This is a genomic window from Dyella sp., assembly GCF_051954575.1.
Taxonomy (GTDB): domain Bacteria; phylum Pseudomonadota; class Gammaproteobacteria; order Xanthomonadales; family Rhodanobacteraceae; genus Dyella_B.
This window is the reverse complement of sequence record NZ_JBQCHP010000048.1, coordinates 18,706-40,842: the sequence shown is the minus strand read 5'-3', so window position 1 is coordinate 40,842 and position 22,137 is coordinate 18,706. Positions and strand designations below refer to the sequence as shown.

Here is a 22,137-nt window from a genome sequence, read left to right as displayed (position 1 = left end):
CTACAACCCGCTTTGGTAAGGAACTCCGGTACCTGGCAGCCACATGTCTCCAAGAATGAAGTTGCTGACCGTGAACTGTTGCGCTTCCGCTTGGGTCAGGTCGTGACGCGCCAGCCAGTTCACGCGGTAGGTGGTGTCTGATCCGGCACCGGTATTGGCGTATTCGCCGAAATAGCCGGTTATTGTCCCCTCTAACCCATCAACATCAAGCAGTCCATTCGTCGTCCAGCCAGCTGGATCGATAACGCCATCAAGTTGTGACTGCATGAATACGGTGCGGGCGTAAGCCTTCCATGGGCGGCCAAGAAAGACAGTGGCACCAACAGGGAAGTCGGCTGCTTTGGTCACCGTGGCGCCTTGGAACACAAAACCTGTGTTCTGATTAGGATCAGTGCGCCCCTGGGCAGTAAGTATGACCTGCTGCCCGGTGGCCGGTTTGGTGGCGATCAGTGAGTCGTCCTGAAACACCGCTGCAGCGTTACCGAACACGGTGTCGACCGAGCCGTAGATAACGCAATCCTTGTAAAACTGGCGCAGTGAGTGCGCATAGAGCGTGCCGTTGTCGCCTTTGATTTCCACACAGTAAAAGGCCGACAAATCTGCTCCACTGCGCATAGCGACGGCTTTGTTGGGGCCTGCGCCCGCTGTGTTTTCCACCGTAAAATCAACCCCAATGAAGTTCGGGCTCACAACAGCCAAGGTGGCGGATTCAAAGGTGGTCATGCCAAGCTTGGCGGTTGAGTCATCATAGGTAATGATGGTTTTTCCGATGCCATCGCCCAAAAGCATGAGATATTTCTTGTCTTTGGGAATTGAGACCTTCTCCTTGTACGTGCCCGCGGTAACGTGTATCAAATAATAGCCCTTGGTTCCGTCCGAATTATCGGTCGCCGAGGCGATCGCATCGGAAATGGTTTTGAAGTCGCCCGTGCCGTCTTGCTTTACCGTCACCATGTCGCTGACTAAAACGCCGCCCGGACTCCCCGCGCCGTTACTGCATTCCGGGGCGATTGCAGGGGAGGCGGTTGACTGGGCTGTCGCCGTGGCAGGCATGGCTCCTTGCAGAGCAATCGCAGCCGCCAGCAGCAAGATGGTGGCGAGCCATGAGGAAAAAACAGTTAGGCTGAAGCGTGTATGTCGAAGCATGTTGACATCCTCCTCATCCGTAGCGGACCTGGCCGGACAGGTCTATCCATTGATTCCTTGGGAGAACCCCATTCGCAGCCTTCGCTCCGGCAGCGCGAGGCCAGCGTACGCTTCGTTCTGCGCCGAATAGTGATGAATAGCACAATGTTGCGTTCAGAAAATGTTTACGTCTGAACTTAGCGAGAACGTAGCGAACTGCGGCTAGAATTTAAGCATTCACATCCATGGATGTGAGCTTTCGCAACCCTGGTGAGCGATTTTTGCGGCGTAATTCAGGAGAACGCACTATGGAACATAAGATCGCGAACAAACGCATGATCGTCGTCGTGGCGACAGCGGCTATGCTGCTTGGCGGCAGTGCCGCGATGGCGCAAAGCCTCAATCTGGACAAGGCCGTCGCCACCGCGGGCAAGTGGGTGGTCAGGGCAGACGCCGGCGACGCGGATGCCATGTGGAAAGCCAGCAGCCCCGCGATGCAGAAGAGCGTCACGCAAGCAGATTGGGGCAAATATGTCGGCAATCTGCGCAACGCGGTCGGTGGTCAGCAGGAGCGAAACTGGGTCGCCGTGAGCAAGATCGACAATCCGCAAGGCTTGCCTGCCGGCGAGTATCTCAACGTGGTGTACGCAACCAGGTTCGCCAAGGCGATGACGGTGGAAACCGTATCGATGGCGAAAACTTCTTCCGACTGGCAGCCGATCGGCTACGTGGTGCGCGAGGCGAAACCGCAAGGCGCGCCCGCCGATCATGCCAAGCCAGCCACCGCACCGGCGCAGCCGGCACCAGGCAAATAATCACAAGGTCGAACGCCGCTTTCTCCCGCCATGGCGGGAGAAAGCGGCGTTTGTTGCTTACACCAAGGCCTGGCTGACCAGCCAATCGAACACCTTGCCCGCCGCTTCGTTCACCGTTACCTGGCTGGTATCGACGCGCAGCTCCGGCGTCGCAGGTACTTCATAGGGATCGTCGATGCCGGTAAAGCCTTTGATCTTGCCGGCACGTGCCGCGGCGTAGAGGCCTTTGCGATCACGGGTTTCGCATACTTCCAGCGGGGTGGAAACATGGACTTCCACGAAGCGTCCGTGCGCTTCCACCAACTGCCGTGCCTCGCTGCGCGCGCCGTCGTAAGGCGCGATCGGCGCGCAGATCACGATGCCGCCATGACGCACTACTTCGCTGGCGACAAAGCCGATGCGCGTGATGTTCGCGTCCCGGTCTTCGCGCGAAAACCCCAGGCCTTTGGACAGGTGGCGCCGCACTTCATCGCCATCCAGCACCGTGACGGGCCGGCTGCTGGTTTCCAGCAGGCGCGCCAGTACAGCCTGCGCCAGAGTCGATTTGCCCGAGCCCGAGAGGCCAGTGAAAAATAATGCAAATCCCTGGCGGGCCTGCGCTGGGTGGCGCTCACGCAAGATCTTCACGACATCCGGAAAGGTAAACCACTCCGGTATGGTGTCGCCTTGCTGCAGGCGGCGGCGCAGTTCGGTGCCGGAGATGTCGCGCACTTCGTCGCCAGGCAGCACCTCGGTCTGCGGCACGTAGACGTCGCGGTTGGCGACGTAGACCATGGCAGGGAACGGCACGATCTCGATGCCGAGTTCCTTCTCGTGCTTGGCCAACAGTTCCTGCGCGGCATACGGATCGTAGAACGGCTTGCCGTTCGCGTCCTTGCCGGGGCCGGCATGGTCGCGCCCGACGATGAAATGGCTGGCACCGTAGTTCTTGCGGATGATCGCGTGCCACAAGGCCTCGCGCGGGCCGCCCATGCGCATCGCCAGCGGCAGCAGCGAGAGCGTGGCGTGGTCGCGCGGATAATGTTCCAGCAGCGCCTTATAGCAGCGTACGCGCGTGTAGTGGTCGACGTCGCCGGGCTTGGTGCGTCCCACCGAAGGCTGGATCAGCAGTTTCGCGCCGACCTGTTCGGCTGCGCGCAAGGTCAGTTCGCGGTGCGCACGATGCATCGGGTTGCGCGTCTGGAACGCCACGATGCGGTGCCAGCCGTGTTGGTGGAACCAGTCGCGCAGTTCGCGCGGGCTCTGGCGCAGCGCGCTGAAATCGTAATGCGCCGGCGGCTGGATGCCTTGCACGCGGCCACCCAAATACACCGAGCCGGTGCGATCCAGCAGCTCGGCCACACCGGGATGTGTGCGGTCGGTGGTGCCGAACACGTGCTGCGCTTCGGCGATGCGGTCGGGAAAATACACATCTTCCACCGTCAACACCGCCAGCGGCGTGCCCTGGATGTCGTTGAGGCTGATCTGCGCGTTTTCCGGCAGCCGCGCGGCGAAGGCTTCGTCCACGTCGAGTGTGATCGGGATCGGCCACAGCGTGCCGTCGGCCAGCCGCATGTCGTGCACGACGCGATCGTAGTCGCCGCGCCCCAGGAAACCCTGCAAAGGCGAAAAACCGCCGTTGAGCAGCAGTTCCAGGTCGCACAGTTGACGCTGGTTGAGCGTCCATTGCGGCAGCGAGGCGCTATGTCGCTTGAGCGCTTCGGCTTCGGCGGCGGGAAGGTACAGCTCGCGCAGCGCGCCGCCATGCGGCGCAACCAATGCATCGTGTTCGGCCAAAACAATTTCGGCGGCCAGGGCTTTCATGATGTTTCCTCGAATCGGGGCAATGTTCTTTTGTTTTAGGAGCGAGGGGAGAGGAGTGAGAGGGAGTCAAAAGCTGGGGTTACTCGTTCTCGAACTGCTCACTCCTCTCCACTCGCTCCTGGTCTTCATACATCCAGATGCAATCCGCATTCGCGCTTGATGCCGAAAAAGCGGGTGTCCTCCTCGCGCATGCCGGGTTCCCAGCGGCGCGTGGTGTGCGTATCGCCGATCGACACATAGCCTTGGTCCCACAACGGGTGATAAGGCAGGTCGTAACGGCGCAGGTACATGCCGACGTCGCGATCGGTCCAGTCGACGATCGGATGCACCTTCCAGCGTCCCTGCCGATAATCCAGCACCGGCGCCGTGGCGCGGCTCAGCGACTGCTGGCGGCGCAGGCCCGCGAACCAGGTGCCGGCGCCCAGATCGACCAGCGCGCGCTGCATCGGTTCCACCTTCGCCAGCCGGTTGTAGCGATCGAGCCCCTCGCGCCCCTGGTTCCACAGTTCGCCGTAGCGCGCCTGCAGCCACGCCGGCGACAAGTGTGGACGGACCACGTGGAGATTGAGTGAAAGACGCTCGGTCAGCTCGTCGATGAAGCGGTAGGTTTCGGGAAACAGGTACCCGGTGTCGACCACCACTACCGGCATTTCCGGTACGCGCTGGGTCAAAAGGTGCAGCGAGACCGCCGACTGCGCACCGAAGCTGGAGGAAAGCACGTGCTGGCCGGGCAGGTGTTCCAGCGCCCAGTCGACCCGTTCCTCCGCACTCAGCGCCAGCAGCCGCGCCTCGAGCTTGTCGCGTGCGCGTGCATCGACAGCGGCCTGGTCGGGGGTGGGCGGGCTCATGCAAAAACCTCTGCATCGATCGGATGGCGCGCGGTCGGCAACACGCCGCTGCGCACGAGGAAGTCGCCGAAACGTTCCTGTTCGCGGCGCTCGGCGGCGTAGCGCGCAAACAGTGCATCCAGTTCGGCGAGGATCTCGCTCTCGTCGATGTTTTCGCGCAGCACGCGATTGAGGCGTTGTCCGGCAAAGTCGGCGCCGACGCGCAGGTCGTAACGACCGATGGCGCGACCGACTAGGGCGATCTCGCCCAGGTACGGACGCGAGCAGCCGTTCGGGCATCCGGACAGGCGCAGCACGATCGGCTCGTCGAGCAGGCCATGCCGTTCGAGCGAGGCTTCCAGCTTCGGCAGCAGCTGCGGCAGGTAGCGTTCGCTTTCGGCCATGGCCAGGCCGCAGGTGGGTAGCGCCACGCACGCCACCGCATGCTGACGGATGCCGCTGAGCCGACGATAGCCATCGAGCTTGTATTCGGCGACCAGCGCATTGATGCGTATGCGTTGCGACGCCGGCACGTTGGCGATGATCAGGTTCTGATTGCAGGTGAGGCGGAAATCGCCCTGGTGTTCCTCGGCAATCGCGCGCAGGCCGCTCAGATGCGGTTGTCCGGGAAGATCGGCGAGGCGGCCCGATTCGATCTGCAGCGTAAGATGCCAGCGCCCGTCGTCGCCCTCGGTCCAACCGTAGCGGTCGCCGTTGTGCTCGAAGCGGTACGCGCGCGAAGGCTGCAGCGCGAAACCGATGCGGCGCTCCAGTTCGGCCTTGAAGGCAGCCACGCCCATGCGATCGATGGTGTACTTCAGGCGCGCATGCTTGCGCTCCTGGCGATCGCCATGGTCGCGCTGCACTTCGATCACGCCTTCGGCGGTGCGCAGCAGTTGTTCCGGTTCGACGAAGCCGATCACGCTGGCCAGCCGCGGATACGTGCTGGCATCGCCGTGGCTCGCGCCCATGCCGCCGCCGACCGCCACGTTGAAGCCGAGCAGTTCGCCGTGCTCGATGATCGCGATCAGGCCAAGATCCTGCGCGAACACGTCCACGTCGTTGGTCGGCGGCACCGCAATGCCGATCTTGAACTTGCGCGGCAGATAGGTGGGGCCGTATAGCGGCTCGCTTTCTTCCTCGCCGCCGGCGACCAGTTGTTCGTCCAGCCAGATCTCGTGATAGGCGCGCGTCTTCGGCTTCAGGTGATCGGACAGGCGTTCCGCCCAGCGGTATGCCAATCGATGTGCAGGCGAGGCGACCGGGTTCGCACTGGCGACCACGTTGCGGTTGACGTCGCCGCAGGCCGCGACGGTGCTGACCAGCACGTTGTTCATCGCGGCGATCGAACGCTTCAGGTCGCGCTTGAGAATGCCATGCAGCTGAAACGTCTGACGCGTGGTGATGCGCAGAGTGTGATTGGCCCAGGTGCGCGCGATATGATCGAACGACAGCCACTGCGCGGGGCTGAGCACACCGCCGGCCAGGCGCGCGCGCACCATGAATTGATACGCCGGCTCCAGTTTTTGCTTGCGGCGTTCCTCGCGCAGGTCGCGATCGTCCTGCTGGTAGCTGCCATGAAACTTCAAGAGCTTGTTGTCGTCTTCGCTGATCGCGCCGGTGACCGGATCGGCCAGGCTTTCGACCAGCGTGCCGCGCAGGAAGCGGCTGTTCGCCTTGATGCGCTCGAGTTCGGAAAGGGCCGCCGCGTCAGTCATCACCCACCTCAATACACGTCGCGGGCGTAACGGCCCTGCTGAATCAACTGGCTCAGCCAGGCTTCGGCGTCTTCGCTCGAACGCGCGCCGTGCTCGGCGACGATCGCGGCCAGCGCCTTGTGCACGTCCTTGGCCATGCGGTTGGCATCGCCGCACACGTACAGGTGCGCGCCGTTCTCCAGCCATTCGTACAGGCGGCGGCCTTGCTCGAGCAGGCGATGCTGCACGTAGCGCTTTTCCGCCTGGTCGCGCGAGAAGGCGAGATCCAGCCGATGCAGTTGTCCGCGCTTGAGCGCCTGCTGCCATTCCACCTGATAGAGAAAGTCGGAATAGAAATGTGGATTGCCGAACACCAGCCAATTGCGGCCAGCAGCGCCGCGTTCGGCGCGCTCCTGCACGAACGCGCGATACGGCGCGACGCCGGTGCCCGCGCCGATCATGATGATGTCGCGATCGTCGGCGGGCAGGTGGAAGCGTTCATTGGCCTCGATGAAGACCGGCACGTTTTCGCCTTCGGCGCGTTGCGCCAGATAACGACTGGCTGCGCCCCAACGTGCCTGGCCGTCGAACGCATAGTCGACGTGGCTTACGGTGAGATGCACTTCATCGCCCACTACCGATTGTGCGGAGGCGATGGAATACAAGCGCGGCGCCAGCGGGCGCAGCGCCGCGACCAAGGTTTCCGCCGTCCATTCCGCCGGATGGCGATGCAAGAGATCGAGCACCTGCCATTGCGAGAACAACGCGGCCAGTGCATCGCGCGAGGTCGGCAACAGCAGTTCGCGCAGCTGCGTATCGCCGCTGCGCTCGGCATGCGCCGCCACGAACGGGCGCGTGAGTTGCGTCAGTTCGCGATGCTCCGCCAGCCATGTGCGCAGAGTGTGTTCCTCGTCGCCGACGCGAACGAGGTTGTCGCCATCCAGGCGCAAGCTGGCCAGCACCGCATCCACCAGCGCCGGCGACTGCGTCGGCCACACGCCCAGCGCATCGCCCGGTGCATAGCGCAGGCCGGAACCTTCCAGCGACAGTTCCAGGTGACGTACGTCGCGATCGCTGTCGCGGCCGGTAACGCGCTGGTTGAGCAGCAGCGGCGCCTGGAACGGCTGCTCGCGATGCCACGCCGGCGCGCTGCGCGCGGTGCGCAAGGTGGTGACCTTGGCCAGCGGTGCGGAGGTTTTCAGTTGCTCGCGCGCCTGCTGCAGGGCGTGTTCGAGCCAGGGTTGCGCGACGGTTTCCAGGTCGACGTCCGCTTCGCCTGCCGGAAGCAGGCGCTGTGCGCCAAGCGCAGCGAGGCGCTCGTCCAGTTGGCGACCGATCGCGCAGAAGTTCGGGTAGCTGGAATCGCCCAGGCCCAGCACGGCGTAGCGCAAGGCTTCCAGCTTCGGTGCGCGGGCGCTGGCGAGGAATTCGACCAGGGCGCGCGAATCGTCCGGCGGTTCCGCGTCGCCTTGGGTGCTGACGACGACATAGAGCAGGCGTTCCTGCTTCAGCTCGCGCGTGGCGTAGGCATCCGCACGCACCACGCGCACGGCCAGGCCGGCGGCGGAGGCGCGGCGCCCGAGGTCTTCGGCCAGCCGCTTGGCGTTGCCAGTCTGGCTGCCGTAGAGCACGGTGAGGCGGGCTTGCGTGTCGTTGGCAGGTGAAGGCTCGACTGCTGCGCTTTTGCCGGGAAGCTGGCGCTGGCCTGCAACACCCGCGAGATAGCCGGAAAGCCACAGCAACGCCGGCGCTTCCAGCCCGTCGATCAGACGCGCAACCAGCGGTTGCTTGTCTTCGGGCAAAGGCGATAGTGTGGCGGCGGTCATCGTTTGAGGTCCTGGACGTTTAGACGTCCAAATCGGTGGAAGGATGTTAGGACTTCGTGTTTTGGCCAAGAAATGATGGGGCGGCATAACCCCATGCCATTCCCTCCTTTCCACCGGACAAAAGCGCGCAGGCAGCATGGAACCCGGATGCGCCATTCCCCCGCAGGTGCGCACCAGGGGTTTTTCATCCATCTTTCACAGGCGCCGCCCACGGCGCGGGAGTGTTCCATGCCGCGACGACGATCCAAGCCGTTTCTTGCCTTGGCCGCGTGGGGCGCGCTTGCCATGCTGGCTTCCGCCGCCGCCCAGGCTGGCGATCCGGACTGGCTCTATCACTGGCCCACCCATGCGCAAACCAGCGATGGCACCGATATCGGGCTGATCCTGCGTTACCAGTACGACGTCAACGAGTTTTCCAACGACGACGGCAAGTTCAGGGATTCGCATACCAACCGCCGCAGGTACCTGGGCTTCTACGTCAAAAAGCCCGGCGTTTATGACGCCACCGTGTATTACGACTTCCAATCCAAGCAGTGGCAGGACGTGTTCGCCCGGCTGCAATCCAAGGCGGTGTTCGGCCAGGACTTGGGCGCCGTGCGCTTCGGCCAGAGCAAGACGCCGGTGAGCTTCGAAGGCGTCACCACCTCCACCCAGACCACCTTCATCGAATTGGCGTTGCCTTCGCAGGCGGTGTACGAAAACCGCCGCGTGGGTCTGGATTGGGCGATCCAGCGCACACATTGGCTGGCCAGCCTGGGTTATTACGGCGAGAACCTCACCGGCAAGAATCGCGGGCACACCGTGGCGGCCCGCGCAGCCTGGGTGCCGATCCATGAGGACAAGAATGTTCTGCACCTGGGCGTGGCCGCGTCGCAGGAACGCCCCTATGGCCTGGTGAACGCGCTGGGCGTGCAGCAACCGGCCACGGCCAGCTTCAAGGCGCCGCCCGAAGCGGGGCTCACCGCCGTCACCCTGGTCAGCTCCGGCACGCTGAGCGGCGTGAGCCATATCAACCGCCTCGGCCTGGAAGGGCTGTGGATCGACGGCCCATGGTCGGTGCAGGGCGAATACCTGCAGGCGCAGACCCGCTTCGAGCTGCCGCGGCCGAACTACGACATCTCCGGCTACTACGTGTTCGGCAGTTGGGTGCTGACCGGCGAATCACGCCAGTATCACGACGGCAATGTCAGTAACGTGATTCCTGGGCATCCATGGGGGGCGGTGGAATTTGCGGTCCGCTACAGCGCGCTCGATCTGAACGACGGGCGCGTACAGGGCGGCAAGGAACATGACTGGACCGCGGGCGCGAACTGGTACCTGGGCACGCATCTGCGGTTGCAGGCCAACTACATCCGCGCCTTCAGCAACCGCAAGGGGCTGGTGATCGATCCGCATATCTTCGAATTGCGCGCGGAAGTCTTCATCTAGCGGGCAGCAGCCTGCGCTCCCCTCCGCGGAGCGGGAGCAACAGCGCATATGGTTAGAACGATCCGCGCTTTCGGACGTCCGGCCATCCAAATCTATAGTTCACGGTGGGCGACGCTGCCCGAGGAGATTGTCACGTATGAAGCGCCTGGGATTCCTGTTGGCAGTGCTGGTTTCGCTCTGCGCGGGCTGCTCGTCGGTGAACGACACCAGGCTGCTCAACGTTTCCTACGATCCCACCCGCGAGTATTTCCAGGACGCCGACACCGCCTTCCAGGCGTATTGGGCGAAGCAGGGTGGGCAGAGCATTGCCGTCACCACCTCCAATGGCGGTTCCGGCAAGCAGGCGCGCGCCGTGCTCGATGGTCTGCAGGCGGACGTGGTGACCCTGGCCCTGGCCTATGACATCGACGTGCTGGCAGACAAGGGACTGCTGGCGAAGAATTGGCAGACGCGCCTGCCCGACAACAGCTCGCCCTACACGTCCACCGTGGTGTTCCTGGTGCGCAAGGGCAATCCCAAACAGATTCATGACTGGCCCGACCTGATCCGTTCCGACGTCAAGGTGGTCACGCCCAACCCGAAGACCTCCGGTGGCGCGCGCTGGAATTTTCTCGCCGCGTGGGGCTGGGCGATGCGTCAGCCGGGCGGCAGTGAGGACAAGGCGCGCGAATACGTGACCGCGCTCTACAGGAATGTGCCGGTACTCGACACCGGTGCGCGCGGTGCCACCAACACCTTCGTGCAGCGCGGCATCGGCGACGTGCTGGTCGCGTGGGAAAGCGAGGCCTTGATGACGCAGAAGGAATTCGGCAAGGACAACTACGAGATCATCGTGCCGTCCACCACCATCCTGGCCGAACCGCCGGTGGCGGTGGTTGATGCGGTGGTGGCCAAGCGCGGCACGCAGAAGATCGCGGAGGCGTTCCTGCAGTATCTATACAGCCCGGAAGGACAGGAGATCGCCGCCAAGCATTTCTTCCGTCCGCGCCTGGCTTCGGTGGCCGCAAAATACGCGGCGCAATTTCCGGCGGTGAAGACCTTCACCATCGGCGAGCAGTTCGGTGACTGGCGCAAGGCACAGAAGACGTATTTCGCCGACGGCGGCGTGTTCGATCGCATCACCGAAGGAGCACACTGACGATCATGGCGCGCCATGTACTGCCAGGCTTCCGCTTGAGCACCGGCTATACGCTGGCGATGCTCGGCAGTTGCGTGCTGCTGCCGCTGGCGGCGTTGTTGTGGACGGCGGGCGAGCTTGGTCCGGCGGGCTGGTGGGCGCAGATCGGCACGCCCCGCGTGCTGGCCTCGTTGAAACTGAGTTTCGGGGCCGCGCTGCTTGCCGCCACCATCGACGCCTTGCTCGGTCTGCTGGTGGCATGGGTATTGGTGCGGTATCGCTTCGCTTTCCGTCGCGTATGTGATGCGCTGGTCGACCTGCCGTTTGCGTTGCCCACCGCGGTGGCTGGCATCGCGCTGACCGCGTTGTATGCGCCGAACGGATGGGTCGGCAGTCGCCTCGCGCCGCTCGGCATCGAAGTGGCGTACACGCGGCTGGGCGTGTTGCTCGCGATGGTGTTCGTCGGGTTGCCATTCGTGGTGCGCACGTTGCAACCGGTGCTGGAAAGCATGGAAAGCGATCTGGAGGAAGCGGCCTATACACTCGGCGCCTCCTCGGTGCAGCGCTTCTTCCGCGTGGTGCTGCCGTTGCTGCTGCCGACGCTGCTTACCGGATATGCGCTGGCGCTGGCGCGGGCGATCGGCGAATACGGTTCGGTGATCTTCATCGCCGGCAATCGCCTGTTCCATACCGAGATCGCGCCTTACCTGATCGTGCAGAAGATCGATTCGCAATACGACTATCGCGGCGCCGCCGCGTTGGGCGCGGTGATGCTGGCCGCGTCGCTGCTGTTGCTGATCGCGATGGCCTGGCTCAATCGCTGGACGCGCCGCTGGGCGGTGGTGCGCTGATGGCCGCCGTCGCTGCCGTGGTGTCGATCGGCCGGCCGAGCGGGGCCACGCGTGTGGCGCGCATCGTGCTCGTGCTCGCGGCGCTGGCCGTGCTCGGCTGGTTGCTGGTGTTGCCGTTGCTGGCGATCTTCGCGGAGGCGTTCCGGCAAGGCCTGGCGTTCTATCTCAATGCGATCCGCCAGCCCGATACCGTCGCCGCCGTGCGCCTCACCTTGACGGTCGCCGCCATCGCCGTGCCGTTGAACCTGGTCTTCGGCCTCGCCGCCGCATGGTCGATGACGCATTTCGAATTTCGCGGCAAGGCCTTGCTCGCCGCCCTGATCGATCTGCCGTTTTCGATCTCGCCGGTGGTATGCGGAATGATGCTGATCCTGATCTACGGCAAGGACGGCTGGCTGGGGGAGTGGCTGCAAACGCATAACCTGCAGGTGATTTTCGCCTTGCCCGGCCTGGTACTGGCGACCGTGCTGGTGACCCTGCCGTTCGTGGCGCGCGAACTGATTCCGCTGATGCAGGCGCAAGGCTCGGAACAGGAAGAAGCGGCGCTGACGCTGGGCGCCAACGGCTGGCAGATCTTTTTCCGCGTCACCCTGCCGCGCGTGCGCTGGGCGCTGTTGTACGGCGTGCTGTTATGCAATGCGCGCGCCATGGGCGAGTTCGGCGCGGTCTACGTAGTGTCGGGCCACCTGCGCGGCATCACCAATACGCTGCCGCTGCAGGTGGACCAGCTGTACCAAGAAAATTTTTCCGCTGCCTTTGCAGCGGCTTCACTGCTCGCCTTGCTTACTGTCCTCACGCTTGGCATCAAGCGTTTCGTGGAATGGCGGCATGGCGACCAGCTGCATTGAGGGATAGAAGGCACCATGGGTATCGAGATTTCCCGCTTGCGTCGCCAGTTCGGCAATTTCGCCGCCCTGGACGACGTCAGCCTGAGCATCGGCGACGGTGAATTCGTTGCCGTGCTCGGCCCGTCGGGTTCGGGAAAAACCAGCCTGCTGCGCATCCTCGCCGGGCTCGACCAGCCGGACGCGGGCAGCGTGCTGCGCGATGGCCAGGATCTGCTGGCGCTGGACGCCAGGCGCCGCGGCGTCGGCCTGGTGTTCCAGCACTATGCGCTGTTTCCGCACATGACGGTGGCGCAGAACGTAGCCTTCGGCTTGCGCGTGCGTCCCTGGCGCCAGCGGCCGCGGGCTTCGGCGATCAAGGCGAGCGTGGAGAACCTGCTGCGCAAGGTCGAGCTGGAAGGTTTCGCGCAGCGCTATCCAGCGCAGCTTTCCGGCGGCCAGCGCCAGCGTGTCGCGCTGGCGCGTGCGCTGGCGATCGAGCCGCGCCTGCTGCTGCTGGACGAACCGTTCGGCGCACTCGATGCACAAGTGCGCGTGAATCTGCGCGGCTGGCTGCGCGAGTTCCATCATTCGCTGGGCATCACCACCTTGTTCATCACGCACGATCAGGATGAGGCGCTGGAAATGGCCGATCGCGTGGTGCTGATGAATCGCGGCCGCATCGAACAGATCGGCACGCCGGAACAGATCTACCGCCAGCCGGCGACGCCGTTCGCATCGCGCTTCATCGCGCGCGGCCAGGCCTTGCCCGGCGTGGTGAGGGAGCAGCAGTTGCATCTGTTCGGCCACACCTGGCGCATCGAGAATTTTCCGGCGGAGGGCGCGCACGAAATCACCGTGCATGTGCGTCCCGAAGACATCGTGCTGGCCTCGCTGCCCGCCGACGGCCTGAACGCGCAGCTGCTCAGCCTGCGTCACGTGGCCGGCACCGTGCGCGCCAGCTTGCGCGTGGGCAATATGGACGAGCCGATCGAAGCGGAATGGAGCGAACGCGATTGGGCGCGCCACAATGCACCGGTGGACGATGCCATCGGTATTCATTTCCAGGCGCTGTCGGTGTTCGCCACCGATCGGGAAGGCCGCGTGTTGGCGCATGCGACGGTGCATCCGCCACACGCGAGCTTTCCGGTAGCGGTAGGCCCTTGGCGGCGCGTTGAAGCGTAAGGCTGTAGGCCATTGTAGGTTGGGTTAGCGCAGCGTAACCCAACGTCTTCGACGCGATATCGTTGGGTTACGCTGCGCTAACCCAACCTACGATCGCACCCTCTGCCACGACCGCCGCCGCAGCGCATGCCGCAATGCCCGCCACGTCTTCGGACCGGCGACGCCATCCACAGTAAGTCCGTAGTCGTACTGGAACGCTTCCACCGCACGTCGGGTGCGATCGCCGAAGCGGCCGTCGGCGGTGACGGGGCCGTCCATGTCGCAGTAATCGAGTTTGCGCAACTGTCGCTGCAGTTCCCGTACCGCCTCGCCTTGCGTGTCATAGCGAAGGGCGTGGCCTGCCGATGTCGTATCGTGCGTGGTATCCATGCGTCGATCTCCGTGCTGCCGCATGCCGATAAGGCTGCAGCACGCATCCGGCAGGACGCTGTCGGAGGATCGCGGTGAAGCATGCAAGCCCTGAACGCGAAAAGCAGTTCTATCGCATGCGATGCAGGGCCCATAATGGCTGCATGGCTGTCATCTCACCTCCTACTGAATCGCCTGTGTTGCGGGCGCTTATCGACGATCGCTACGCGCAACTGGTGGCGTGCTGCCGCGCCGCGGGCGTGCCGCTGCACGACGACGCCGGCGTGGCCGAGCGCATTCGCCGCACCCTGCTGGCCAGCGATTTCGCCTTCGAGACCTGGCGCAGCCAGCCGCAATTGCTGGCGCCGCAGGGGCTGGAACGCCTGCGCGCCAGCGCCGATGCCTCTGCGCGCATCGAGGCCCTGAAGCTCGATCCCGACGAAGCGGCCTGCATGGCCGCGTTGCGACGCTTCCGGCATGCCGAGGCGCTGCGGCTGGTGTTTCGGGACGTCAACGGGCTGGACGATCTGCCCGAAACGCTTTCCGCCACCAGCGTGCTCTACGAAGCCCTGCTGGGTGCTGCGCTGGAGTGGTCCGAGCGCAGCCTTGCCGTGCGCTACGGCCATGCGCGGGATGCGGACGGTGTGCTGCAGCGGCTGATCGTGGTCGGCTTCGGCAAGCTTGGCGGCAGTGAGTTGAATTTCTCTTCCGACATCGACCTGGTGCTGGCCTATCCGCAAGCTGGCGAGAGCGACGGCGCGCGCGTGCTGGACAACAGCGAATACTTCGTACGCATGGGCCGCCAGTTGGTACGCCTGCTGCACGAGCCGACCACCGACGGCATCTGTGCGCGCGTGGATCTGCGCCTGCGGCCGTTCGGCAATGCCGGGCGACTGGCGCTGCCGTTCGCCGCGATGGAGCAGTACTACCAGCGCGAAGGACGCGACTGGGAAAGGTATGCGTGGATCAAGGCGCGCACCGTCGCGGGCGATCGCAACGCCGGCAAGCAATTGCAGGAAATGCTGCGGCCGTTCGTGTATCGCAAGTATCTCGATTACACCGCGTTTGCCGGTTTGCGCGAAATGAAGGCGCTGATCAATGCGGAAGTGGCGCGCAAGGATCTGGCCGACAACCTCAAGCTTGGGCCGGGCGGCATTCGCGAAATCGAATTCATCGTGCAATTGGTGCAGCTGATCCGCGGCGGCCGCGAACCGAGCCTGCGCGTGCGTGGCCTGCTACCGGCGCTTACCGCCTGCGAGGCGCGCGGGCATATTCCCGCTTCGCGTGCGCGTGCGTTGCGCCAAGCCTACATATTCCTGCGGCGGCTGGAAAACCGCGTGCAGATGCTGCGCGACGCGCAAACCCACGATCTGCCGGAAGATGATCTCGCGCGCGAACGACTGGCGCTGGCGCTTGATTATCCGGCATGGGAACCGTTGGCCGAGGAACTGGCCAAACACCGCGATATCGTCGCCAACGAATTTGCCGCCATGCTTATGCCCGAAGGCGGCGCCAAGGCGAGCGTGCCCGCGGCGGACGCCATCCTGTGGCAGCGCGCGTGCGATGAATCGCTCGACGCAGGCGTGCTTGAAGCGTCCGGTTTCAAGCCTGGTGCGGAAGCGGCGGACGCTCTGCTGAAACTGCCGCAGGCGTCGCAATTGCGCGCCATGCCGGCGCGTGCACGCGAGCTGCTCGACCATCTGATGCCGCAATTGCTGGCGGCGGCTCGCGACACCTCCGCGCCGGTGCCATCGCTGCTGCGCTTGTGCCGCCTGGTGCAGACGGTGGCGCGCCGTCCTTCCTATCTTGCGCTGCTGGAAGAACAACCCTCGGCGCGCAAACGCCTGGCGCAATTATTTGCCGACAGCGCATTCCTGGCCGAGCGCGTGATCGCGCAACCCTTGCTGCTCGACGACGTGCTCGATCCGCGCATCGACCAGCTTCCACTGAAGCGCGCGGATATCAGCGCGGAAATCGCCCGCGTGCTCACCACGCTGGACGAACGCGAGGCGGAAGCGGAGCTGGAGCGCATCAACGAATTCAAGTCGAGCATCGCTTTTCGCTTAGGGTTGGCCTTCAACGATGGACGCGCCGATGCGGTGGCGACCGCGCGCCGGCTGGCTGCGCTGGCCGAGTCGGCGGTCAACGCGATTGCCGCGCTGGCGGAGCGCGAGGTGATCGCCGCGCATGGACGCTTGCCGGGCGAGGGTTCGGGTTTTTCCATCCTCGGCTACGGCAGCCTGGGTGGCGAGGAACTGGGTTTCGCCTCCGATCTCGACCTGGTGTTCGTGTTCGATGGCCAGCGTGCGCAAGCCATCAGCGATGGCGCGCGTCCGCTGGAAGGTTCGCGCTGGTATCAACGCCTGACCCAGCGCGTGATGAACTGGCTTACCGTGCTCACCCGCGCCGGGCGACTGTACGAAGTGGACACGCGCCTGCGGCCTGATGGTTCGAAGGGCTTGCTGGTCGGTAGCCTGGAAGCGTTTGTCGCCTATCAGGAAAGCCGCGCCTGGACCTGGGAACACCAGGCCTTGTTGCGTGCGCGTCCAGTCGCCGGCGATGCCGCGTTGAACGCGGAACTGGCCGACGTGCGACGCCGCACGCTTGCCGTGCCGCGCGATCGCACCGCGGTGCTGGCGGAAGTCAGCAGCATGCGGCAGCGCTGGCGTGCGGAGCGCGATCGTTCGAGCGACACATTGATCGATTTGAAGCAAGGGCAGGGTGGCTTGCTCGATATCGAGTTCGCACTGCAAGGCCTGGTGCTGGCGCATGCGTCGCAATCGCCGCGTCTGTTGTCGACGACAGCGAACGCAGGCCTGATCGAACTTTGCCGCGATGCGGGTTTGCTCGATACCGCGCAAGCGAATTGCTTTACCCGCGCGCATGCGGAGCTGTTGCGGCGCGCGTTGTTGTGCACGCTGGATTTGCGTTCGCGTCTTGCGGCGCGCGATGCGGAGCTGGAGGCGCTGTGCGGCGAAGTGAATGTAGTGACGCGTGCGCTTGGGTTCGATTGGTAGGTTGGGGTGCAAACCCCAACATGGCCAACGCATGCGCTGCGACGTTGGGGGTTTGCAACCCAACCCACGGTTCTTGCGCAAGATTTTATTGCCGCGCGCTGATCGTACCCTCACCCCAAAGCGCGTTCTCGCAACGCTCCGGCAATCGCCTGCGTCTCCCGCAACGGCACCTGCCGCACCGGCACATCGTCATCCACACCATGCAACAGCCCGGCCGCGCGCAAGCTTTCATGAAACCGCGCAAGCTTCGGGGGCAAGGCCTCCGGCGCAAACGTATGCACCGCGCAGCCAACGGCGCAGGCTTCGCTGAGCATGTTCACCGAATCGGGCGTCACCACCAGGCGATCGGCCCAGCCAAGTACGCCGGGATAGGGATTGGGGCCGTCGTCAGGCCCGCTCCACATCAGGCCGGGAACGCCGCGCATGATATGGCGCATCACCTCGGCCACGGCGTTGGGCGTGCGGCGCGAGGTCAGCACCAGCAGGCTGCCGCCTTCGCGGCGCCGGCGTGCGAGCAGGTGTTGCGCTAGGCGACGCGCGTAATCGGCGTCGATACGGATGCCGCTGCGTCGGCCGCCGATCAACACGCCGGTGCGGGGGCCTGGCAGCTCGCCCAGGGCAGGACTTGCCTGGCGGCCATCGGCCAGCCATGCATCATCGATGGGATTCAATGAGCCCAGCGGGTTCAGTACGTTGATGCCGGTCAGGCCGTCATGTCTTGGCGCGATGACTGTGTCCCAATGCGCGGGATCGATGCGCGGGTCGAGAATCTGCACGGTATGGCAATGCCCATCCGTCAGGCTGCGCAACATGCGCGTGAGCAAGGCCGCGCTACGCCCGCAACCGATGGCGACCGTGGGCCATGGCGGCGCGAAGTTAATGCGTTGCGCAGCCGGCAAGGCCAGCCGGCCGCCCGCAAGCAAGCGTGGCGACAGCCACGACCATGGCGCACGCAGCGACAGCACCAGGTGACGCACCGGCAGCCCCAGACAGTCGGCCAGCGCCAGCGCCTGTCGTTGATTGCCGGCGGCGCGGTCAGTGATGGCCCAGCATTCGCCCTGCGGCGTGTGATGCATGCCGCGTTCTCGCAGGTCGATTGTCGCCGGATCGTGCACAGTATGTTCGCCTCGTTCGCCGCTGGTCGGTCCGGCTTGCGCTTACACTCTGCGCTTTATTGTTCACCAGAGGATACCCATGAGCGAGAAGCTTGCCGAGGCCGCGCTGGACCAGCTGTTCCGTACCGCCCGTACCTACAACGCCTTCCTGCCCAAGGAAGTGGCCGACGAACAGTTGCACGCTCTCTACGAGCTGGCCAAGTTCGGTCCGACCAGCGCCAATTCCTCGCCCATGCGCCTGGTGTTCGTGAAGTCCGCCGCGGCCAAGGAAAAGTTGAAACCGTTCCTGTCCGAAGGCAATCGCGCCAAGACCATGGCAGCGCCGGTGACCGCGATCGTGGCGAACGATCATGCGTTCTACGAAAAGCTGCCGCAATTGTTTCCACACGCCGATGCACGCAGCTGGTTCGTCGGCAATCAGCCGCTGATCGATACCACGGCGTTCCGCAACGCGACGTTGCAAGGCGCCTACGTGATCATGGCGGCGCGTGCGCTGGCTCTGGATTGCGGCCCGATGTCTGGCTTCGACAACGCCGGCGTGGATCAGGCGTTCTTCGCCGGCACCACGGTGAAATCGAACTTCCTGATCAATATCGGTTACGGCGACAGCAGCCGCGACTTGTTCCCGCGCAGCCCGCGGCTCGCGTTCGAGGAAGCATGCCGCGTCGAATAAGCGGTTTTTCCAGGGATGACCGTCCAGGGCTATGCCCGGGCGACGGTCCCCTCGTTTGGCACGAAGGCGATTTTTCCATCCACCCGATGAAGGCAGGAGATTTTTTTATGCGTACCCTTCGCTACATGTTGCTGGCCGGTCTGCTCGGCGCAGCGTTCTCGGCCCAGGCCACCCCGGTCACCTACAAGCTCGATCCGGGCCACACCATGGTGCTGTTCAGCTGGAGCCACTTCGGCTTCTCCCATCCCACCGCCAACATCGGCCTGGGTGACGGCACGCTGGTGTTCGACGACCAGAACCCGGCCAAGTCCTCGGTGGACGTGACCTTGCCGCTGAGCGATCTGGACACCCACGTGCCGGCGCTGGACAAGCATCTGAAGGAGCCGGATTTCTTCGATGCCGAGAAATTTCCCACCATCACTTTCAAGAGCACCAGCGTGCAGCCGCTGGGCGGCAAGCATTACAAGGTGAGCGGCGACCTCACCGTGCACGGCGTAACCAAGCCGGTGGTGCTCAACGCCACGCTCAACAACGAAGGCAAGCATCCGATGACCGGCCAGCAGGCGATCGGCTTCAACGCCACGACCACGATCAAGCGTTCGGATTTCGGCCTGGGTGCGTACGTGCCGAAGGTCAGCGACGAAATCCAGATCGACATCACCACCGAAGGTTCGGTGCCGAAGGCGGGGCAGTAAGCGCCGTCGTTTTCCTCTGCTCCCTCTCCTGCTCGCGGGAGAGGGGACGGACAAGGTGGGCACTTGCCGGGTTCCTTCGGCAAGTGCTCACGCCCGGCTCGCCACGCGCGGGCCAGGCCGCATTCCGGGTGCTGTATCACGCCAACTTGGGCCTGCTAACATTGCCGGTCCCAACGTCTTACCCCGGAGCACCATCCCATGTCGGGTTCCTCTGCCGCCGTCACGCCCATCCTGGCGAATGCCGAAAATCGTTATGAAGTGACGCGTTCGGACCTGCCGCTGTCGTGCCCCATGCCCGGCATGGCGCTGTGGAATTCCCATCCGAAGGTCTATCTGCCCATCGTGGAGGACGGCGGTGAATCCGTATGTCCTTACTGCGGCGCGCATTACGTCCTGCGCGACTGAATACAACGTCGACCTGGTGCATAAACGGCGCCATACGGCACGATTGGTGCTTGGGTTTTATGGATGAAAGTCGCCAATGAGGCAATCATGTCCGTCGCCGCCACACCGGCCAGAACGCTGACCGTTGTGCAGCTCATCCCCGCGCTGCACTCGGGCGGCGCGGAGCGCTCGGTGCTGGAAGTGGGGCAGGCATTGGTGCAGGCCGGACATCGCTCGATCGTGATCTCAGCTGGCGGCCGCCTGGTCAAGCAGCTGCAGACCGAGGGCAGCGAACACATCACCCTTGACATCGGCCGCAAGTCGCTGCTCACCCTGGGCCGGCTGGGGCGCTTGCGACGCATCCTGCGCGAGCTCAAGCCGGACGTAGTCCATGTCCGCTCGCGGCTGCCCGCCTGGATGGGCTGGTGGGCGCTCAAGGGCATGTCGCCCCGCCCCCACTTCATTACCACCGTGCACGGGCTCAATTCGCCGGGCCGCTACAGCGCCATCATGTTGCGCGGTGAGCGCATCGTAGTGGTATCGCAGACCGTGCGCGATTACCTCATCAGCCATTACGACAAGGTGGATACCACCCGCATCCGCATCGTGCCGCGCGGCATCGATCCGGATAAATTCCCCTACGGTCATCGTCCGGACGAGAGCTGGCAGAGAGCGTTCTTCAACGAATTCCCCAACCTCGCCGGCGCGCCGCTGCTCACCTTGCCCGGCCGCGGCACACGCCTGAAAGGCCATCACGACGCCATCGAGCTGGTGGCCGAACTCAAGCAGCGCGGCATCGACACGCGCCTGTTGCTGCTCGGCGTGATCGAGCCGGGTCGCGAAGCCTACGTGCAAGAACTGAAGGACCTGATCAAGGGCCGCGGCGTAACCAACCAGGTAGTGATGACTGCGCCGCGCGAAGACGTGCGCGACATTTACGCCATGTCCGCGCTGATATTGCAGCTGTCGAACAAGCCCGAAGCGTTCGGCCGCACCGTGGTCGAAGCCCTGGCGCTGTGCCGCCCGGTACTCGGCTATGCCCACGGCGGTGTGGGCGAACTGCTGGCCGAACTCTACCCCGCCGGACGCGTACCGCCCGGCGACCGCGAGCGCCTGATCGAACGCGCCGCCGAACTGCTGCGCGTGGCGCCGCCCATCTCGCCCTTGCAGCGCTATCGGCTGGTCGACATGCAGCATGCGTCGCTGGCGTTGTATGAGGAAGTGGTGGCGTAGCCTGCGGGCGTGCCACCACCTTCTCGTTTCCAGATCACGTGCCGGCGGAAAACCGGTGGCAATCCAGCCACTGCACGCCCGCATCACGCACCTGATCATGCAGCCACGGCACGGATACCTGGGCCTTGGTGTGAATGTCATGGAACAGGATGATGCCGTGACGCCATAGCAGCATCAGCGTGAGCACCCGCTGCTTGACTTGCTCGGCGCCGACCTTGGCGTTCCAGTCCTGCGAATCGATGTTCCACAGTGCGACGTGCCAGCCATGCTGCGCAAAGAAATCGCCGCTGTCGGGACGGCGTTGGCCGAATGGCGGGCGGAACAACGGCACGTAGCTGTCCGGCAGATTGTCGTGAACCAAGGCCATGCTGCGCATTACCGAATCCTGCCACTGCGGCCATGCGCTATGCGAGCGATGCTCCCAGCCATGCGCACCAACGCACATGCCTTGGTACAAGGCTGCCACGCTGGCTGGCGAACTCTGTTTCAGGCGGGCTTGCAGCGGTTCGCCGAGTGTGAAAAACGTGGCGTTCGTATGCAAGGAACGGAGGATCTGCAGCATCGCATCGGTTGAACCGCCTGCATGCGTGGGACCATCGTCGAAGCTCAGCAAAAATTCGCGGTCGCCCAGTGCATGGCCGTCGATCTCTTGCGAAGAAAAACTCATTACCTCGCTGTTGACTCGCGGGAACAACGCAGCAAGCCGCAGCAGTTCGTTCAAATACACATGCTGGAACGTACTGGCCTGATCGAACCACGCGCGATATTCCGGCGCGGGTGCGGCGACGAAGGCCGCGGCGGCGCGCTTGAAATCGGCCTGGTCATGCACCGGTGCGCAGAAGGGCTGCCGATTGTCACAATGCGCGGCGGCAAGCATGTAGTTCGCCGTAAGCCGTTGCCAGTAGGTGGCGCGGATGCGTTCGACCGAGGCGTGATCGAACGACTTGATCTGCAGTTGCTGCTGAAGAGCCTGGTCATCGATCCGCTCGCTATCGGCCAAGGCCTTGCCGAACGCCAGCAGTTCGGCGCGCGATGCCAGGTCGAACGACGCGGTGGAGTTGATGGGAGAAGGCCAGAAGGCGCGGTCGCCTCCGGCGACGTCGCTGGGACCTGCAGCATGAAGCGACCCTGCCGTGACGACCAGCAGGATCGCCGATAGAAAGATTCGGCGCAT

19 protein-coding genes are annotated in these 22,137 nt (G+C 64.1%); 11 read left to right on the top strand and 8 right to left on the bottom strand.

Annotated elements, in window-relative coordinates:
- Complete coding sequence (locus ACTHNE_RS07095; protein WP_440268873.1) at positions 1 to 1,146, bottom strand: pectinesterase family protein; 1,146 nt, start codon at positions 1,144 to 1,146, stop codon at positions 1 to 3.
- A 287-nt stretch (positions 1,147 to 1,433) separates the two neighbouring features.
- Here ACTHNE_RS07095 and ACTHNE_RS07090 point away from each other — a divergent pair, with 287 nt between their 5' ends.
- Entirely contained in the window at positions 1,434 to 1,940 is a 507-nt protein-coding gene (locus ACTHNE_RS07090; protein ID WP_440268872.1) for a DUF4019 domain-containing protein, read from the top strand.
- Between the two features lie 57 nt (positions 1,941 to 1,997).
- Here the strand turns inward: ACTHNE_RS07090 and ACTHNE_RS07085 are convergent, their stop codons facing one another.
- The 4 genes from ACTHNE_RS07085 to ACTHNE_RS07070 form a co-directional block, all read right to left on the bottom strand.
- A complete protein-coding gene (locus ACTHNE_RS07085; RefSeq protein WP_440268871.1) occupies positions 1,998 to 3,743 on the bottom strand; it encodes a bifunctional sulfate adenylyltransferase/adenylylsulfate kinase in 1,746 nt (581 codons plus the stop codon).
- A gap of 125 nt (positions 3,744 to 3,868) precedes the next feature.
- Positions 3,869 to 4,591, bottom strand: a complete 723-nt coding sequence (locus tag ACTHNE_RS07080) for a phosphoadenylyl-sulfate reductase (RefSeq protein WP_324939389.1) — start codon at positions 4,589 to 4,591, stop codon at positions 3,869 to 3,871.
- The gene (gene cysI, locus ACTHNE_RS07075) at positions 4,588 to 6,288 is read right to left on the bottom strand and encodes an assimilatory sulfite reductase (NADPH) hemoprotein subunit (RefSeq protein ID WP_440268870.1); all 1,701 of its coding nucleotides are present in this window, start codon (positions 6,286 to 6,288) and stop codon (positions 4,588 to 4,590) included. The genes ACTHNE_RS07080 and cysI overlap by 4 nt, the downstream gene beginning before the upstream one ends.
- 8 nt (positions 6,289 to 6,296) lie before the next feature.
- Positions 6,297 to 8,093, bottom strand: coding sequence for an assimilatory sulfite reductase (NADPH) flavoprotein subunit (locus ACTHNE_RS07070; protein WP_440268869.1), 1,797 nt, complete (start codon positions 8,091 to 8,093; stop codon positions 6,297 to 6,299).
- 228 nt (positions 8,094 to 8,321) lie between these two features.
- On the opposite strand from ACTHNE_RS07070, the gene ACTHNE_RS07065 reads away from it, so the two are divergent.
- The 5 genes from ACTHNE_RS07065 to ACTHNE_RS07045 all read left to right on the top strand — a co-directional run bounded on the left by ACTHNE_RS07065 (position 8,322) and on the right by ACTHNE_RS07045 (position 13,498).
- The gene (locus ACTHNE_RS07065; RefSeq protein ID WP_440268868.1) at positions 8,322 to 9,521 is read left to right on the top strand and encodes an OprO/OprP family phosphate-selective porin; all 1,200 of its coding nucleotides are present in this window, start codon (positions 8,322 to 8,324) and stop codon (positions 9,519 to 9,521) included.
- A gap of 136 nt (positions 9,522 to 9,657) precedes the next feature.
- Positions 9,658 to 10,659: a sulfate ABC transporter substrate-binding protein gene (locus ACTHNE_RS07060; RefSeq protein WP_440268867.1), complete on the top strand. Its 1,002-nt coding sequence runs from the start codon at positions 9,658 to 9,660 to the stop codon at positions 10,657 to 10,659.
- Between the two features lie 5 nt (positions 10,660 to 10,664).
- On the top strand, positions 10,665 to 11,489 hold the full coding sequence (gene cysT / locus ACTHNE_RS07055) for a sulfate ABC transporter permease subunit CysT (protein ID WP_440268866.1): 825 nt from the start codon (positions 10,665 to 10,667) through the stop codon (positions 11,487 to 11,489).
- Positions 11,489 to 12,337, top strand: a complete 849-nt coding sequence (gene cysW / locus ACTHNE_RS07050; RefSeq protein ID WP_440268865.1) for a sulfate ABC transporter permease subunit CysW — start codon at positions 11,489 to 11,491, stop codon at positions 12,335 to 12,337. Before cysT ends, cysW begins: the two co-directional genes overlap by 1 nt.
- 15 nt (positions 12,338 to 12,352) lie before the next feature.
- A complete protein-coding gene (locus ACTHNE_RS07045; protein WP_324943506.1) occupies positions 12,353 to 13,498 on the top strand; it encodes a sulfate/molybdate ABC transporter ATP-binding protein in 1,146 nt (381 codons plus the stop codon).
- Positions 13,499 to 13,585: 87 nt separating this feature from the next.
- Here the strand turns inward: ACTHNE_RS07045 and ACTHNE_RS07040 are convergent, their stop codons facing one another.
- A complete protein-coding gene (locus ACTHNE_RS07040) occupies positions 13,586 to 13,867 on the bottom strand; it encodes a peptidoglycan-binding domain-containing protein (RefSeq protein ID WP_324943509.1) in 282 nt (93 codons plus the stop codon).
- Positions 13,868 to 14,010: 143 nt separating this feature from the next.
- Between ACTHNE_RS07040 and glnE the strand changes: the two genes are divergently transcribed.
- Positions 14,011 to 16,863 (top strand): bifunctional [glutamate--ammonia ligase]-adenylyl-L-tyrosine phosphorylase/[glutamate--ammonia-ligase] adenylyltransferase, encoded by a 2,853-nt coding sequence (gene glnE / locus ACTHNE_RS07035; protein WP_440268864.1) that lies wholly within the window; start codon positions 14,011 to 14,013, stop codon positions 16,861 to 16,863.
- 110 nt (positions 16,864 to 16,973) lie between these two features.
- Here the strand turns inward: glnE and ACTHNE_RS07030 are convergent, their stop codons facing one another.
- Positions 16,974 to 17,939, bottom strand: a complete 966-nt coding sequence (locus ACTHNE_RS07030; RefSeq protein ID WP_440268863.1) for a mitochondrial fission ELM1 family protein — start codon at positions 17,937 to 17,939, stop codon at positions 16,974 to 16,976.
- Between the two features lie 118 nt (positions 17,940 to 18,057).
- Here ACTHNE_RS07030 and ACTHNE_RS07025 point away from each other — a divergent pair, with 118 nt between their 5' ends.
- The 4 genes from ACTHNE_RS07025 (at position 18,058) to ACTHNE_RS07010 (ending at position 20,963) form a co-directional block, all read left to right on the top strand.
- The gene (locus ACTHNE_RS07025) at positions 18,058 to 18,651 is read left to right on the top strand and encodes a malonic semialdehyde reductase (RefSeq protein WP_440268862.1); all 594 of its coding nucleotides are present in this window, start codon (positions 18,058 to 18,060) and stop codon (positions 18,649 to 18,651) included.
- Between the two features lie 107 nt (positions 18,652 to 18,758).
- Entirely contained in the window at positions 18,759 to 19,346 is a 588-nt protein-coding gene (locus ACTHNE_RS07020) for a YceI family protein (protein ID WP_440268861.1), read from the top strand.
- A 198-nt stretch (positions 19,347 to 19,544) separates the two neighbouring features.
- Positions 19,545 to 19,751, top strand: a complete 207-nt coding sequence (locus ACTHNE_RS07015; protein ID WP_115496296.1) for a zinc-finger domain-containing protein — start codon at positions 19,545 to 19,547, stop codon at positions 19,749 to 19,751.
- A gap of 87 nt (positions 19,752 to 19,838) precedes the next feature.
- Complete coding sequence (locus tag ACTHNE_RS07010; RefSeq protein WP_440268860.1) at positions 19,839 to 20,963, top strand: glycosyltransferase; 1,125 nt, start codon at positions 19,839 to 19,841, stop codon at positions 20,961 to 20,963.
- 34 nt (positions 20,964 to 20,997) lie between these two features.
- Here ACTHNE_RS07010 and ACTHNE_RS07005 read toward each other — a convergent pair whose 3' ends face one another.
- Positions 20,998 to 22,137 carry a polysaccharide deacetylase family protein gene (locus ACTHNE_RS07005; protein ID WP_440268859.1) on the bottom strand — a complete coding sequence of 380 codons (1,140 nt, stop codon included), beginning with the start codon at positions 22,135 to 22,137 and terminating at the stop codon, positions 20,998 to 21,000.